This is a genomic window from Pseudoflavonifractor sp. MCC625 (genome assembly GCF_018784545.1).
Lineage (GTDB): Bacteria > Bacillota > Clostridia > Oscillospirales > Oscillospiraceae > Pseudoflavonifractor_A > Pseudoflavonifractor_A gallinarum.
Window position 1 is genome coordinate 44,163 of sequence record NZ_WQOJ01000004.1, and the last position, 15,927, is coordinate 60,089.

The window sequence follows — 15,927 nt, forward strand, 5'->3', positions numbered from 1 at the left end:
CCAGCCTCCGGGCCCGACCGGAGACAGCGGACAGGGCGCCGCCTGCCCATAGGGTACCACAAAATATACGGGAAGTCGAGACAAACTAAAAGGTGATTCGGTCAAAATGACGGGGTCAAAGGACGGAAGAGGGAAGAAAAGGAGGGCAGGAAGGGCGTTTGTTCATAATTTCCCCTTTTTTATTACAGGGGGATGTGCTATACTCTAACATGACGTTTTACAGGCATTGGTTTTCCCGCACCATGCAAGAAAGGTGAATGACCTAACATGAATTTCTTAAAAAAGCTGTTTGGCAGCAGCTCCGCCAAAGAGCTGAAAGCCATCTATCCCATTGTGGACAAGATCGAAGCGCTGGACGCGGAGTACAGCAAGCTCACCGATGAGCAGCTGAAAGCCAAGACCCCCGAATTTAAAGAGCGCCTGCGCAATGGTGAGACGCTGGACGATATCCTGCCCGAGGCCTTTGCCACCTGCCGTGAGGCCGCGTGGCGTGTGCTGGGCATGAAGCCCTACCGGGTGCAGCTGGTGGGCGGCATCATCCTCCACCAGGGCCGCATCGCTGAGATGCGCACCGGTGAAGGTAAGACCCTGGTGGCTACCCTGCCCGCCTATCTGAACGCCCTGACCGGCGAGGGTGTGCACGTGATCACCGTCAACGACTACCTGGCCAAGCGCGACAGCGAGTGGATGGGCAAGGTCTACCGCTTCCTGGGCCTGACCGTGGGCCTGGTGATCCACGACATCCTGCCCCAGATGCGCAAGCTCTCCTATCAGGCCGACATCACCTACGGCACCAACAACGAGTTCGGCTTTGACTATCTGCGTGACAACATGGCCATCTACGCCGCCGAGATGGTGCAGCGCGGCCATGCCTTTGCCATCGTGGACGAGGTGGACTCCATCCTCATCGACGAGGCCCGTACCCCCCTCATCATCTCCGGTCAGGGGGATCAGTCCACTCAGCTCTACACCATTGTGGACAACTTTGTGGCCAAGCTGAAGGGCAAGCGCGTGGCCAAGGTGGATACCAAGGAAGAGGAAGATCCCGACGAGGATGCCGACTACATCGTGGATGAGAAGGCGCGCACCGTCACCCTTACCGCCCGCGGCATCAGGAAGGCGGAGGAGGCCTTCAATCTGGAGAACCTGGCCGACGTGGAGAACACCACCCTCTCCCACCACATCAACCAGGCCATCCGCGCCCGGGGCCTCATGCAGCGGGATATCGACTACGTGGTCAAGGACGGCGAGGTCATCATCGTGGACGAGTTCACCGGCCGCTTGATGTACGGCCGCCGCTACTCCGAGGGTCTGCACCAGGCCATCGAGGCCAAGGAGAAGGTGGAGGTCGCCCGGGAGTCCAAGACTCTGGCCACCATCACCTTCCAGAACTACTTCCGCCTCTACAACAAGCTCTCCGGCATGACGGGTACCGCCATGACCGAGGAGGAGGAGTTCGGCACCATCTACTCCCTGGATATCGTGGAGATCCCCACCAACAAGCCTGTGCAGCGTGTGGATCACCCCGACGTGGTCTATAAGAACGAGGCGGGCAAGTTCCGCGCCATCGTCCAGCAGATCGAGGAGTGCCACAAGAAGGGCCAGCCCGTGCTGGTGGGCACCATCTCCATCGAGAAGTCGGAGGAGCTCTCCGGCATGCTCAAGCGCAAGGGGATCCCCCACAAGGTCCTGAACGCCAAGTTCCATGAGAAGGAAGCCGAGATCGTGGCCCAGGCCGGTAAGCTGGGCGCCGTCACCGTGGCCACCAACATGGCCGGCCGCGGTACCGACATCATGCTGGGCGGTAACGCCGAGTATCTGGCCATGGCCGACCTGCGCAAGGCCGGACTGAGCGATGAGCTGATGGCCGAGGCCACCGGCTACGCCGAGACCGACAATGAGGACATCCTCAATGCCCGCAAGATGTTTGCGGACGCCGAGGCTAAGTATAAGGAGACCATCAAAGTCGAGGCCGAGAAGGTCCGTGCGGTGGGCGGCCTGTTCATTCTGGGCACCGAGCGGCACGAATCCCGCCGCATCGACAACCAGCTGCGGGGCCGTGCCGGCCGTCAGGGCGACCCCGGTGAGACCCGGTTCTACCTCTCCCTGGAGGACGACATCATGCGCCTGTTCGGCTCCGAGCGGGTCATGGGCATGATGGAGCGCCTGGGCGTGGACGAGGACACCCCCATCGACGCCAAGATGCTCTCCGGCGCCATTGAGAACGCCCAGAAGCAGGTGGAATCCCGCAACTTCCAGACCCGTAAGACGGTGCTTGAGTACGACGACGTGATGAACACCCAGCGTAAGGTCATCTATGAGGAGCGCCGCAAGGTCCTGGACGGCGAGAACCTGAAGGACGCCATCCAGAAGATGCTCTCCACGGTGATCAACCGGGCGGTCATGGGCCAGATGGGCGAGCAGAAGCACCTGGACGCCGAGACCTGGCGCGAGGTGTGCGCTCCCTTCCGTGGCCTGTTCCTGCGGCCCGATGAGCTCAAGTACACCGACGGCGAGCTGCAGCAGTACAGCGGCGAGCAGCTGGTGGAGCAGCTCATGGAGCGGGCCACCGAGATCTATACCCGCAAGGAGCAGGAGCTGGGTGAGCCCCTCATGCGTGAGCTGGAGCGGGTAATGATGCTGCGCGTGGTGGACGAGTACTGGATGGACAACATCGACGCCATGCAGGAGCTGCGCCAGGGCATCGGCCTGCGGGCTTACGGTCAGAACGACCCGGTGGTGGAGTACAAACGGGAAGGCTACGAGATGTTCGAGAACATGATCGCCGCCATCCAGGAGGAGACCATCCGCCGGATCTACCTGGCCCGGGTGCAGGTGGGCGGCGCCGTCAAGCGCGAGCGTGTGGCCCGTGTCACCGGCGAGTCGGGCGGCAGCGACGAGACCGTGAAGAAGCAGCCCGTCAAGAAGGGCGTTCAGATCGGCCGCAACGATCCCTGCCCCTGCGGCAGCGGCAAGAAGTGGAAGAAGTGCGACTGCGCGGAGTACCACGGCCCTGAATATCAGTAAGACGGCCTCCGGCCCCTTGAGGGGCCGCGCCCTGTGAAAACCGAAAACCGATGGGAAAAGCAGAATGAGACAGCCTCTGAGGGACCATTCTGCTTTTCTCTGTTTCACTGAGGATTTTGACTATGAGCATTGTGACTTGCGTCAACAAAAATGTCCCCTTCCTGGCCAGCGAGGGCTTTTTACAGGCGGGGGGTGTGGCCCACGGCTTTTCCACCCGGGAGGGGGGCGTGAGCGAGGGAACCTATGCCACCCTCAATCTGGGATTCTGCCGGGGGGATGACCGGGAAAAAGTACTGGAGAATTACCGCCGCTTCACCGCCGCCATCGGCGCGGACTATGAGGGACTGGTCTTGTCCAACCAGATCCATGGGGACACGGTGCGCACCGTGACCGCCGCCGACAAGGGGAAGGGCATCCACAGCAAGGGCGATTATGAGGCGGACGGACTCATCACCGATATTCCGGGCCTGTGCCTCACGGTCTTTGGGGCGGATTGTCTGCCCATTTTGTTCTATGACCCGGTGCGCCGGGTCATCGCGGCCGTCCATGCGGGCTGGCGGGGCACCGCCAACGGGATCGCGGGCCGTGCCGTAGAAAAGATGGTGGAGGTATACGGCTCCAAGCCCGGGGACATCCTGGCCGCCATTGGCCCGGGGATCTCCAAGTGCTGCTTTGAGACCGACGAGGATGTGCCCAACGCCCTCACCGGCGCGCTGGGTGCCTCCGCGCTGAAGTGCATCGAGCTGCAGGAGAGCGGGAAGTTCCATGTGGACCTCAAGGGGCTCAATGTCCTGCGCCTGGAAAAGATGGGTCTGGAACGGGACCATATTGCGGTCTCCGAGGCCTGCACCATGTGTGAGCACGAGCGCTTCTGGTCCCACCGCTACACCCAGGGCGTGCGGGGAAGCCAGGCCGCTATGGTCCAGCTGCTGGGATAAGGAAAGCCATGAAAAAGCGGAAGAAAAACCTGCGGCTCCTGGCCGCCGTCCTGCTATTGAGCACCGTTCTGAGTGCCTGTGGGGAGGAAGAGCCCGCTCCCACCTCCACACCCACGCAGACCCCTGTGCCCACCGCCACGGCCACGGCACAGCCCAAGGAATTTGCGCTGCCCTGCTATCCGGAGGCCGGTTTTCATCCCATCCAGGGGACCAACCGGACCAATCTGGCCCTGGGAGGGCTGGTTTATGACGGCCTCTATGAGCTGGATCAGACCTTTACGCCCCAGCCTGCCTTGGCGACGGGGTATACCGTCTCAGAGGACGGCCTCACCTGGACCTTTACCCTGCGCGGCGGCGTCACCTTCTCTGACGGCACGCCCATGACGGCGGCCGATGTGGCCGCTTCCCTGACCCAGGCCAAGACCAGCGCCCTGTACGGCAACCGCTTGGCGGGGATTGCCTCGGTTCAGGCCGGAGAGGGCGCTGTGACCGTGCGCCTGACCAGTCCCAACGGAAACCTGCCGGCCCTGCTGGACATCCCGGTCATCCGGGAGACTGGAGGCGTGCCTCTGGGGACCGGCTCCTATGTGCTCCAGCAGAGCGGGGAGAGCTATATCCTCCAGCGGCGGAATGACAGCTGGCGTACCCCCGCGCCCGCGCTGGAGACCATTCCCCTGCGGACGGTGGAGGAGGCCAACGACCTGCTCTATGCCTTTGACACCCAGGAGATCTCCCTGGTGGGGACCGACTCCACCGGTGTGGGCGCCCTGGGGTTCTCGGGCAGCTTTGAGACCATGGACTATCCCACTACAAATATGCTCTATATCGGGTTTAATACGGCCCAGGGCCCCTGCCGGGACACAGCGGTCCGCCAGGCGCTGGGGCGGGGGATGGACCGGGACAGCATTTGCTCGGCCCTGCTCTCCCGGCACGCGGTGGCGGCTACGCTGCCCGCCCACCCGGTGAGCAGTATCTATGACGCCGAGACGGCGGGCACCCTCAACTACTCCCTCCAGGAGATGGATTCCATTCTCACGCAGGGCGGGTGGAGCCGGAGCGACGGCGTCTATCAGAAGGGGAGAGAGAAGCTGGAGCTGACCCTGCTGGTCAACCAGGACAACTCCTATAAGACGGGAGTGGCCGACGCCATTGGGCGGGACCTGACGGCAGCGGGCGTATCGGTGACGGTGAAAAAGCTCTCCTGGGAGGACTTTACCGCCGCCCTGAGCGCGGGGGAGTTTGATCTCTACCTGGGCGAGGTCAAGCTGAGTGCCGACTTTGATCCCTCTCCGCTGCTGAGCGGCGGGGCCCTCAATTACGGCAAGTACAACGACCCCACAGCGACGGGACTGCTCTCCGCCTTCCGGGCGGCCCAGGGGGAGGAGCGGACCACGGCGGCCAAGGCGCTCTATGAGCGGCTGGGGGAGCAGGCGCCCTTTGCGGTGCTCTGCTTCAAAAACTGGTCCATGCTGAGCCAGTGGGGGCAGGTGTCCAATGCCACGCCCACCCAACAAAATCTGTTCTATGGATTTGGAAATTGGAGTTTCGCCAATTGAGTTCCTGCGTTTTTTCGGGTATGATGTAAGAGGAACCGACAGGCGCGGAGGGATGCGCCCCTCCGCGCCTGTTTTTTATTCAACTATATATGAGAATAAGGGGTTATGGTAATGGGTAACGTATTTCGCTGCTATGCCGAAAAGAAGCCCGGCTTCGACGTGGAGGCCCGGCGCCTGCTGGGTGAGCTGAGAAGCGAGCTGGGACTTCAGGGCCTGACGGGCGTCCGCATCCTCCACCGCTACGACGTGGAGGGGATCGACGGGGACACCTATCAGGCTGTGCGCACCACCGTGCTCAGTGAGCCGCAGGTGGACGCCGTCTATGACGAGACTTTCCCCGATGCCCCCGCGCCCTGCCGGGTCTTCGCGGTGGAGGCCCTGCCGGGGCAGTATGACCAGCGGGCCGACTCCTGCGCCCAGTGCATCCAGCTCCTCACGGGTGGAGAGCGGCCTCTGGCCGCCGCCGCCACCGTCTACATCCTCCAGGGTGAGGTGAGCGACGGAGAGCTGGAGCGGGTCAAGAGCTACCTCATCAACCCGGTGGAGAGCCGGGAGGCCGGACTGGACCGGGTGGAGACCCTGGAGCGCACCTATGCCGTGCCCGCCGATGTGGCGGTGCTGGAGGGCTTCCGGGACCGGGACGAGGCCGGTCTCTCCGACCTGATCGGCGAGTACGGCCTTGCCATGGACATGGCCGATCTGAAGTTCCTCCAGACCTATTTCCGGGACGAGGAGAAGCGGGACCCCACCCTGACCGAGCTGCGCCTGGTGGATACTTACTGGTCCGACCACTGCCGCCACACCACTTTCTCCACCCATATCGATGACGTGGAGATCCATGACGCCGACGTGGCGGCCGCCTATCAGATGTACCTGGCCGCCCGGGAGGAGGTCTACGGCAAGGAGAAGGCCGCCAAGCGGCCCCAGACCCTCATGGACCTGGCCACCATCGCGGGCAAGGTCCTCAAGAAGCGGGGCGTCCTGAAGAACCTGGACGAGAGCGAGGAGATCAACGCCTGCTCGGTCCATGTCACCGCCACCGTGGACGGGGAGGAGCAGGACTGGCTCCTCATGTTCAAGAACGAGACCCATAACCACCCCACCGAGATCGAGCCCTTCGGCGGCGCGGCCACCTGTATCGGCGGCGCCATCCGGGACCCCCTGTCCGGCCGCTCCTATGTCTATCAGGCCATGCGCGTCACCGGCTGCGGCGATCCCCGCGTCCCCCTGAGCCAGACCATGGAGGGCAAGCTCCCCCAGCGCAAGCTGGCCCAGACGGCCGCGGCGGGCTACTCCTCCTACGGCAACCAGATCGGCCTGGCCACCGGACACGTGGCCGAGGTCTATCACAAGGGCTACATTGCCAAGCACCTGGAGACCGGCGCCGTGGTGGGCGCCGCCCCCGCCTCCAATGTCCGGCGGGAGGTCCCCGCCCCCGGGGATAAGGTGATCCTTCTGGGCGGCCGTACCGGCCGGGACGGCATTGGCGGCGCCACCGGCTCCTCCAAGAGCCACAACCAGAAGTCCCTGGCCACCATGGCCTCCGAGGTCCAGAAGGGCAATGCCCCCGAGGAGCGCAAGATCCAGCGCCTGTTCCGCAACGGCGAGGTGACCCGCCTCATCAAGCGGTGCAACGACTTCGGCGCGGGCGGCGTCAGCGTGGCCATCGGTGAGCTGGCCGACGGCCTGGCCATCGATCTGGACGCCGTGCGCAAGAAGTACGACGGCCTGGACGGCACCGAGCTGGCCATCTCCGAGAGCCAGGAGCGTATGGCCGTGGTGGTGGCTCCTGCCGACGTGGACACCTTCATCGCCCATGCCGAGGCCGAGAACCTGGAGGCCTATGTGGTGGCCGAGGTCACCGAGTCTCCCCGGATGGTCATGACCTGGCGGGGCAAGAAGGTGGCCGACCTCTCCCGTGCCTTCCTGAATACCAACGGCGCAGCCAAGCACACCACCGTGCGGGTGCCCGACTACTTTACCCGGGAGAGCCTCTTCCACAAGGGGAGCCTCCGTTCCACCGCCGCCAGCCTCAAGACCGCCAGCCGCCGCGGTCTGGTGGAGCGCTTTGACAGCTCCATCGGCGCGGGCAGCGTCCTGATGCCCTTCGGCGGAAAGACCCAGCGTACCCCCACCCAGGCCATGGCTGCCCTCCTCCCGGTGGGACCGGGCCATACCACCGACACCTGCTCGGTGATGGCCTGGGGCTTTGATCCCGACCTCATGGAGCGCAATCCCTACACCGGCGCCTTTATCTCGGTGCTGACCTCCATGGCCAAGCTGGTAGCGGCGGGCTGTGACCCCACAGCCGCCTACGCCTCCTTCCAGGAGTACTTTGAGAAGCTGCGGGACGAGCCGGAGCGCTGGGGCAAGCCCTTTGCCGCTCTCCTGGGCGCCCTCTCCGCCCAGCTGGGCCTGGGTGTGGCTGCCATCGGCGGCAAGGACTCCATGTCCGGCTCCTTCCTGGATCTGGATGTGCCCCCCACCCTCATCTCCTTTGCCATCGCGCCCGCCAAGGCCGAGAAGGTGCTCTCCCCTGAGTTCAAGGAGGCGGGCCACCCGGTCTATCTCTTCCAGGCCGACAATGCTCTGGACTGCGATGAGATCAACGCCTGCTTTGCCCGTGTCCACGCCCTGAGCGAGGCTGGTAAGATCCGGGCCGCCTGGGCGGTGGAGGAGAATGTGGCCGAGGGCATCATGAAGATGTCCTTCGGCAACGAGATCGGCTTTGCTGCCCGGGAGGACGCGCAGAACCTGTGGTTCGGCGCCCGGCCCGGCGCCATCCTGGCCGAGTGCGACGGCGAGGTGGAGGGCGGCCTCCTGCTGGGCTACACCACCCAGGAGCCGGTCATCCGTCTGGGCGGGGAGGAAGTCCCGGTTGCCGAGCTCCTCTCCATCAGCGAGGGTGTGCTGGAGGAGGTCTATCCCACCCGCACTGCCGACACCGGCGCGGTGGAGCCCATCTCCTGCACCGAGCGCGCCCCCATCGTGGCCAAGCACAAGGTGGCCATGCCCAAGGCGGTCATCCCTGTGTTCCCCGGCACCAACTGTGAATATGACACCGCTGCGGCCTGCCTGCGGGCCGGGATCGAGCCGGAAATTCTGGTGGTGCGCAACCTGACCGGCAGCGCTCTGGCCCAGTCGGCTGATGCGCTGGAAAAGGCCATTCAGGGCGCCCAGATGATGGTGCTGCCCGGCGGATTCTCCGGCGGCGACGAGCCCGACGGTTCGGCCAAGTTCATCTGCTCCTTCCTGCGCAATCCCCGCATCACCGACGCCATCCACGATCTGCTCAAGAACCGGGACGGCCTGATGCTGGGCATCTGCAACGGCTTCCAGGCGCTGGTGAAGCTGGGACTGGTGCCCTATGGCGAGATCCGTCCCATGGATGAGAGCTGCGCCACCCTGACCTTCAACAACATCGGCCGCCATCAGAGCCGCTATGTGACCACCCGCATCGCCTCGGTCCGCTCCCCTTGGATGCTCCAGAGCCAGGTGGGCGATCTGCACGCCATCCCCATCTCCCACGGCGAGGGCCGCTTCGTGGCGCCCGAGGCCCTGCTGGATCAACTGGTCGCCAACGGCCAGGTGGCCACCCAGTATGTGAACGCCGCAGGCGTCCCCTCTCTGGACATCGACGTGAACCCCAACGGCGCCCTGCGGGCTATCGAGGGCATCTTCTCCCCCGACGGACGGGTCTTCGGTAAGATGGGCCACTCGGAGCGCCGGGGTGCGTTCGTGGGCAAGAATATCCCGGGCGAGCGCCATCAGCCCCTCTTTGAGAGCGGCGCGGCTTACTTCAAGTAAGCGCGGAAGGCTGTGTTTACATATTGTTCACAGGCCTTTCAAAAACTGTCCAACAATTGGAGAGAAAAGGGTGGTATCCTATCTATGCAGTCGGGGAAACCCCCAAAACGATTACTGCTCCGGGCTGCGGGAGCAGACAAGCAATTCCACGGAGAGCTCCGTGTTTGCGTATATAGATAACATTGTGTACCTCCTCTCTCTCTCTTTTCAAGCAAAGAACCCCGTCCAAATGGACGGGGTTTTTTGTGTGGACAGGGAGGAGGGCAGTTTACAGAACATTTAAAATTCTGCCAAAGATCGTTCAACATTCTCCGCGGGAGGAGTGGTATCCTATAGGTGCAGTCAGGGAATACCCAACCACCACTGCTCCAGACTGCGGGAGCAGACAAACAATTCCACGGAGCCTTCCGTGTTTTGGATACAGATTCTTTTCATTTTCTCTCTCTTTTTCTCATGGAATGGGGAGGACGGCCGACCGGCCGTCCTCCCCATTCCATTTCTATCAAAAAAAATAAAAAAGGTATTGACAAAAAAAGATGTATGGTCTATAATAAACTACGCTGTTCGGACGATTAGCTCAGCTGGTAGAGCATCCGCTTGACGTGCGGGAGGTCACAGGTTCAAGTCCTGTATCGTCCACCAACATCCCCTGGAACGATTTGTTCCAGGGGTTTTTTGTTATCATCACACCGGAGAAGCGGGGAGGAAAGGGATATGAACGAGACATCCACAGGACGCGCCGTCCTCATTACCGGGGGGAGCCGCGGGATCGGGGCGGCCTGCGCCCGGCGGTTTGCTGCCGCGGGGGACCGGGTGGCGATCAATTACCACCACGCCCAGGCGGCCGCCGAGGCGCTGGTGGAGGAGATCCGGGCTGCGGGGGGGACGGCCATCGCGGTACAGGCCGACGTGGGCGATTCTGAGCAGGTGGCACGCATGGTTGACAATGTGTTGGATAAATTTTGTCAACTTGACATTCTGGTATGCAATGCCGGGATCGCCCGCCAGCAGCTGTTCACGGACATCAGCGATGGAGACTGGCGGACACTCTTCCGCACCAACGTGGACGGGACCTTCTACTGCTGCCGGGCGGTACTGCCCCATTTTATCCACCGGAAGGCGGGAAAAATCGTGACCATGTCCTCCATGTGGGGGCTTACGGGAGGTTCCTGTGAAGTGGCCTATTCGGCTACAAAAGCGGCTGTTATTGGCCTTACCAAGGCACTTTCCAAGGAAGTTGGACCCTCTGGAATCACTGTAAACTGCGTGGCTCCCGGGGTCATCGACACCGAGATGAACGCCAATCTCACACCGGAGGATCTGGAGGCTCTGCGGCAGGAGACCCCCCTGGAGAGTATCGGCCGGCCGGAGGATGTGGCCGAGAGTGTCTTTTTCCTCACATCGGAGGGAGCCCGCTTTATCACCGGCCAGATTCTCAGCCCCAACGGCGGTATTTTGATTTAAGGTTGTGCGATATGTCCATAGCGTGGAGACATTATAGGTTGGTGTATTGAGCAAAATGACAAGTTGACAATTTAGTGTGCTGAGCGTATAATGTCAACAACCTATAAGGAGGGTACATGATTATGAAACAGATGCGTGTTTTGTCTCTTGCTGCGACCGCTGCTCTGACGGTCTCGCTCCTGGCCGGCTGCGGCGGCTCTGAAACGGCGAATACTCCGGCTCCCGGCAGCTCGGATGCTCCTTCCGGCAGCTCCTCCGCTGCTACCATCAAGATCGGCGGCATCGGCCCTCTGACCGGCTCGGCTGCCGTGTACGGCGTGGCTACCCAGCAGGGTGCCCAGCTGGCGGTGGATGAGATCAATGCCAAGGGCGGCCTCCAGTTTGAGCTCAACTTCCAGGACGATGAGAACGACGCTGAGAAGGCCACCAACGCCTATAACGTGCTCCAGGACTGGGGCATGCAGGTCCTCTACGGATGCACCACCACCAACCCCTGTGTGGCTGTGGCCAGCTCCACCTATGCTGACCGCTACTTCCAGCTGACTCCTTCCGCCTCCTCCACCGACGTGACCAGCGGCAAGGATAACGCGTTCCAGATCTGCTTCACCGACCCCAACCAGGGCTCCACCGCTGCCGACTATATCGCTGAGCATCCGGAGCTGGGCAGCAAGATCGCCATCATCTACAACAACGGCGACGCCTACTCCACCGGTATTGCCACCGCTTTCCGTGCCGAGGCCGAGGCTAAGGGCCTGGAAGTGGTTTCTGAGACCACCTTCCCCTCGGATGACAACACCGACTTCTCCGTGCAGCTGGGCGATGCCCAGAGCAACGGGGCCGACCTGGTGTTCATGCCCATCTACTACACGCCCGCCTCTCTGATCCTGAACCAGGCCAAGAACATGGGCTATGCTCCCACCTTCTTCGGCTGCGACGGTATGGACGGTATCCTGGCCGTGGAGGGCTTTGACACCTCTCTGGCCGACGGCCTGGTCCTCATGACCGCCTTCAACCCCTGGGGCACCGACGATCTGAGCGCTAACTTCACCAAGTCCTACGAGGAGAAGTACGGTTCCACCCCCAACCAGTTTGCTGCCGACGGCTATGACTGCATCTACGCCATCGCCGCCGCCTGTGAGAAGGCCGGCGTCACTGCCGATATGAGCCACGAGGACGTGTGTGAGGCGCTCATCAGCACCTTTACCGCCTCTGACTTCAGCGTGGACGGCCTGACCGGCGCCGGCATGACCTGGGGTACCAACGGCGAAGTCTCCAAGGCTCCCGTTGTGGTCAAGGTCGAGGATGCCAAGTACGTCACCATGGAGTAATCCAGACCAGATCAGCAGCTTCCAAACGGAAGAATAAGTAAGGGAGGGCTGCCGGAGCGCCCGGCAGCCCTCCTCCCTTATCGGGGGGAAAGCGCCGTGGACACTGTCCCGGCGCCGCGGCATTTTCCCCTGGATAAGGAGACCTAAGATATTGAGGTGTGTGGTATGTTACTGGGGTTCCTCAACAACCTGATCAACGGCATCAGCCTGGGCAGTATCTACGCCATTATTGCCCTGGGCTACACCATGGTCTACGGCATCGCCAAGATGCTCAACTTCGCCCATGGTGACGTCATCATGGTGGGCGCGTATGTCTGCTTCTTTGCCACCGGCTCCTTTGGATTGCCGCCGGTGGTGGGGGTCCTGCTGGCAATGGTGGTATGTACGGTCCTGGGCGTGGTCATTGAGCGCCTGGCCTATAAACCGCTGCGCCAGGCTCCCTCTCTGGCGGTGCTCATCACCGCCATCGGCGTGAGCTACTTTTTACAGAATATGGCCCTCCAGCTCTGGGGCTCCGATCCGAAATCCTTCCGCTCCGTGGTGCCCACGGGCAGTGTCTCTCTCCTGGGTGGTCAGATCTCGGTGTCCTATGTGACGCTGGTCACCGTGCTGGCCTGCGTGATCATCATGATCGCCCTCACCGCCTTCACCGGCAACACCAAGCTGGGCAAGGCCATGCGGGCCTGCTCGGAGGATAAGGGGGCGGCCCAGCTCATGGGGATCGATGTGAACTATACCATCTCCATGACCTTTGCCATTGGCTCCGCCCTGGCGGCCATTGCAGGCGTACTGCTCTGCTCCACCTATCCCACCCTGATGCCCACCACCGGCTCCATGCCCGGCATCAAGGCCTTTACCGCCGCCGTGTTCGGCGGGATCGGCTCCATCCCGGGCGCCCTGCTGGGCGGCATCCTGCTGGGGGTCATTGAGATCTTCGGTAAGGCCTATATCTCCACTCAGCTCTCCGACGCGGTGGTCTTTGCCGTGCTTATCGTGGTGCTTCTGGTCAAGCCCACCGGTCTGCTGGGCAAGAAGATCAGCGAGAAAGTTTGAGGTGGACGCCATGAAACAACTCTCTGCGCGCAAGAACAAAAGACTGCTGGACAATCTGATCACCTATGGTATCGTGGTGATCGCCTTCCTGGTGGTCCAGCTTATTCAGGCCGGCGGCGGCCTTTCCAGCTCCCTCAAGGGACAGCTGGTCCCCATCTGCTGCTATGTGGTCATGGCGGTTTCCCTGAACCTGGTGGTGGGCGTCTCGGGCGAACTGAGCCTGGGCCACGCCGGCTTTATGAGCGTGGGTGCCTTCTCCGGCGTAGTGGCCTCGGTGGCCCTTCAGGACCTCATCCCCCTGGGCCCCGCCCGCCTCTTTGTGTGCATGCTCATCGGCGCGGTGTTTGCGGGGATCGCCGGAATCATCGTGGGCGTGCCGGTGCTCCGTCTGCGGGGCGACTATCTGGCCATTGTGACCCTGGCCTTCGGCGAGATCATCAAAAATATCATCAACTGCCTCTACATCGGCGTGGACGGGAATGGCCTGCATTTCTCGGTCACCAGTGAGATGGCCCTCAACCTGGCCGAGGGAGGTACGGCGGTCATCAAGGGGCCCATGGGAGCCACCGGATACGCCAAGCTTGCCACCTTCACCGCCGGTTTCCTGCTGGTCATCGTCTCCCTGGTGGTGGTGCTCAACCTGATCCACAGCCGGGCGGGCCGGGCCATTATGGCCCTGCGGGACAACCGCATCGCCGCCGAGAGCGTGGGCATCGGTGCCACCAAGTATAAGCTCATGGCCTTTGTCACCTCCGCGGTGCTGGCGGGTGCGGCCGGCGCTCTGTACGCCATGAATTACGGCTCCATCGCCGCCAAGAAATTTGACTTCAATACCTCCATCCTGGTGCTGGTCTTTGTGGTCCTGGGCGGTATGGGCAACATCCGCGGCTCCATCATTGCCGCCGCAGTGCTCACCGTGCTGCCCGAGATGCTTCGTGCGGTGGGCGAGTACCGGATGCTCATCTACGCGGTGGTCCTCATCCTGGTGATGATCGCCACCAACAACGCCACGATCCGCCAGTTCTTTGCCGAGAAGCTGCATGGAGCGCAGGAGGATGGTAAGATGAGCAGAAAGGGGGCGGCGAAATGAGCCGACTGGAAAAGCGACAGGTCACCAAGATGGTGCCTGTGCCCAGCCACTCCATCGTGCCGGAGCGGGACGTCGATAAGGCCCCCATCCTGGAGTGCAGCCATCTGGGCATCGATTTCGGCGGACTGACCGCCGTCAATGACTTCAATCTCACGGTGGGCCGGACCGAGATCGCCGGACTCATCGGCCCCAACGGTGCGGGCAAGACCACCGTCTTTAACCTGCTGACCAAGGTGTACCAGCCCACCCGTGGCACCATCCTCATCGATGGCAAGGACACCCACGGCATGAACACCGTCCAGGTCAACCGTGCGGGCATCGCCCGTACCTTCCAGAACATCCGCCTCTTCGACAAGCTGAGCGTGGAGGACAATGTAAAGATCGGCCTGCACAACCAAATCCGCTATCCCATGTGGAGCGGTGTGTTCCGTATGCCGGGCTACTGGAAGAAGGAGAAGCTGGCCCATGAGAGCGCTATGGAGCTGCTCCACCTCTTTGATATGGAGGGTCTGTCCAACCACCAGGCGGGCTCCCTGCCCTACGGCGCCCAGCGCCGGCTGGAGATCGTCCGGGCCCTGGCCACCAATCCCAGCCTGCTGCTCCTGGACGAGCCGGCGGCGGGCATGAACCCCTCTGAGACGGCCGACCTGATGGAGAATATCCTCAAGATTCGGGATACCTTCCAGATCGCCATCATGCTCATCGAGCACGATATGAACCTGGTCATGGGCATCTGCGAGGGTATCTGTGTGCTCAACTTCGGGCAGGTCATCGCCAAGGGTACCCCCGAGGAGATCCAGAACAATCCCAGGGTCATTGAGGCCTATCTGGGCAGCCAGAAGAAGGAGGGATGACGCCATGCTGAAGGTAGAGAACATCAATGTCTATTATGGCGCCATCCACGCCATCAAGAATGTGTCCTTTGAGGTCAACGACGGCGAGATCGTCACCCTCATCGGAGCCAACGGCGCAGGCAAGTCCACCACCCTTCAGACGGTGTCCGGCCTGCTCCACTCCCACACCGGCTCCATTGAGTTCATGGGGAAGAGCCTGGCGGGCATTCCGCCCCACAAGGTGGTCTCTCTGGGTCTGGCCCATGTGCCGGAGGGACGCCGGGTATTCCTCCAGATGAGCGTGGAGGAGAATCTGGAGATGGGTGCTTATACCCGTCCCAACAGCGAGATTGCCGACGGGATCGCCGACATCTACCAGCGCTTCCCCCGGCTGAAGGAGCGGCGCAAGCAGGTGGCAGGGACCCTCTCCGGCGGCGAGCAGCAGATGCTGGCCATGGGCCGGGCCATGATGTCCAAGCCCAAGCTCCTCATGCTGGATGAGCCCTCCATGGGCCTGGCCCCCATCCTGGTGGAGCAGATCTTTGACATCATCCAGGAGCTCAACCGGGCGGGCACCACCATCCTGCTGGTGGAGCAGAATGCGCAGATGGCCCTCTCCATCGCCCACCGCGGCTATGTGCTGGAGACCGGAAAGGTAGTCGCCACCGGTACCGGCGAGCAGCTGCTGGAGGATGAGGCGGTTAAGAAGGCATACCTGGGCGGCTAAAGACAGCGTACCCTTCTCTTTAATAAAAAAATGTGCGGCGAATTGTCAAAATACAATTCGCCGCACGTTTTTTAGTGGCAGAAAACGTATATGTTAAAAACAAT

10 protein-coding genes and 1 tRNA gene are annotated in these 15,927 nt (G+C 62.1%); all 11 read left to right on the forward strand.

Annotated features, from left to right (window positions below; translation table 11 throughout):
* The first annotated feature begins 267 nt into the window (after positions 1–267).
* The 11 genes from secA to GPK94_RS00310 all read left to right on the forward strand — a co-directional run bounded on the left by secA (position 268) and on the right by GPK94_RS00310 (position 15,823).
* Positions 268–3,027, forward strand: a complete 2,760-nt coding sequence (gene secA, locus GPK94_RS00260; protein ID WP_215653810.1) for a preprotein translocase subunit SecA — start codon at positions 268–270, stop codon at positions 3,025–3,027.
* A gap of 122 nt (positions 3,028–3,149) precedes the next feature.
* Positions 3,150–3,965 carry a peptidoglycan editing factor PgeF gene (gene pgeF, locus GPK94_RS00265; protein ID WP_215653812.1) on the forward strand — a complete coding sequence of 272 codons (816 nt, stop codon included), beginning with the start codon at positions 3,150–3,152 and terminating at the stop codon, positions 3,963–3,965.
* 8 nt (positions 3,966–3,973) lie between these two features.
* The gene (locus tag GPK94_RS00270) at positions 3,974–5,521 is read left to right on the forward strand and encodes an ABC transporter substrate-binding protein (RefSeq protein WP_252192460.1); all 1,548 of its coding nucleotides are present in this window, start codon (positions 3,974–3,976) and stop codon (positions 5,519–5,521) included.
* A gap of 111 nt (positions 5,522–5,632) precedes the next feature.
* A complete protein-coding gene (locus GPK94_RS00275; protein WP_215653814.1) occupies positions 5,633–9,328 on the forward strand; it encodes a phosphoribosylformylglycinamidine synthase in 3,696 nt (1,231 codons plus the stop codon).
* A 566-nt stretch (positions 9,329–9,894) separates the two neighbouring features.
* A tRNA-Val gene (locus tag GPK94_RS00280) sits at positions 9,895–9,970 on the forward strand.
* Positions 9,971–10,042: 72 nt separating this feature from the next.
* Positions 10,043–10,792: a 3-oxoacyl-ACP reductase FabG gene (fabG, locus tag GPK94_RS00285; protein WP_101690983.1), complete on the forward strand. Its 750-nt coding sequence runs from the start codon at positions 10,043–10,045 to the stop codon at positions 10,790–10,792.
* Between the two features lie 122 nt (positions 10,793–10,914).
* Positions 10,915–12,120 carry an ABC transporter substrate-binding protein gene (locus GPK94_RS00290; RefSeq protein ID WP_193538918.1) on the forward strand — a complete coding sequence of 402 codons (1,206 nt, stop codon included), beginning with the start codon at positions 10,915–10,917 and terminating at the stop codon, positions 12,118–12,120.
* Positions 12,121–12,291: 171 nt separating this feature from the next.
* A complete protein-coding gene (locus tag GPK94_RS00295) occupies positions 12,292–13,173 on the forward strand; it encodes a branched-chain amino acid ABC transporter permease (RefSeq protein ID WP_215653860.1) in 882 nt (293 codons plus the stop codon).
* Positions 13,174–13,183: 10 nt separating this feature from the next.
* Positions 13,184–14,263 (forward strand): branched-chain amino acid ABC transporter permease, encoded by a 1,080-nt coding sequence (locus GPK94_RS00300; protein WP_215653816.1) that lies wholly within the window; start codon positions 13,184–13,186, stop codon positions 14,261–14,263.
* A complete protein-coding gene (locus tag GPK94_RS00305; RefSeq protein WP_215653818.1) occupies positions 14,260–15,117 on the forward strand; it encodes an ABC transporter ATP-binding protein in 858 nt (285 codons plus the stop codon). Before GPK94_RS00300 ends, GPK94_RS00305 begins: the two co-directional genes overlap by 4 nt.
* 4 nt (positions 15,118–15,121) lie before the next feature.
* Positions 15,122–15,823, forward strand: a complete 702-nt coding sequence (locus GPK94_RS00310) for an ABC transporter ATP-binding protein (RefSeq protein WP_101690986.1) — start codon at positions 15,122–15,124, stop codon at positions 15,821–15,823.
* Positions 15,824–15,927 lie beyond the last annotated feature (104 nt).

Coding starts and splice junctions, on each gene's coding strand:
- secA (WP_215653810.1), top strand. CDS start 268: ATGAATTTCTTAAAAAAGCTGTTTGGCAGCAGCTCCGCCAAAGAGCTG.
- pgeF (WP_215653812.1), top strand. CDS start 3,150: ATGAGCATTGTGACTTGCGTCAACAAAAATGTCCCCTTCCTGGCCAGC.
- GPK94_RS00270 (WP_252192460.1), top strand. CDS start 3,974: ATGAAAAAGCGGAAGAAAAACCTGCGGCTCCTGGCCGCCGTCCTGCTA.
- GPK94_RS00275 (WP_215653814.1), top strand. CDS start 5,633: ATGGGTAACGTATTTCGCTGCTATGCCGAAAAGAAGCCCGGCTTCGAC.
- fabG (WP_101690983.1), top strand. CDS start 10,043: ATGAACGAGACATCCACAGGACGCGCCGTCCTCATTACCGGGGGGAGC.
- GPK94_RS00290 (WP_193538918.1), top strand. CDS start 10,915: ATGAAACAGATGCGTGTTTTGTCTCTTGCTGCGACCGCTGCTCTGACG.
- GPK94_RS00300 (WP_215653816.1), top strand. CDS start 13,184: ATGAAACAACTCTCTGCGCGCAAGAACAAAAGACTGCTGGACAATCTG.
- GPK94_RS00305 (WP_215653818.1), top strand. CDS start 14,260: ATGAGCCGACTGGAAAAGCGACAGGTCACCAAGATGGTGCCTGTGCCC.
- GPK94_RS00310 (WP_101690986.1), top strand. CDS start 15,122: ATGCTGAAGGTAGAGAACATCAATGTCTATTATGGCGCCATCCACGCC.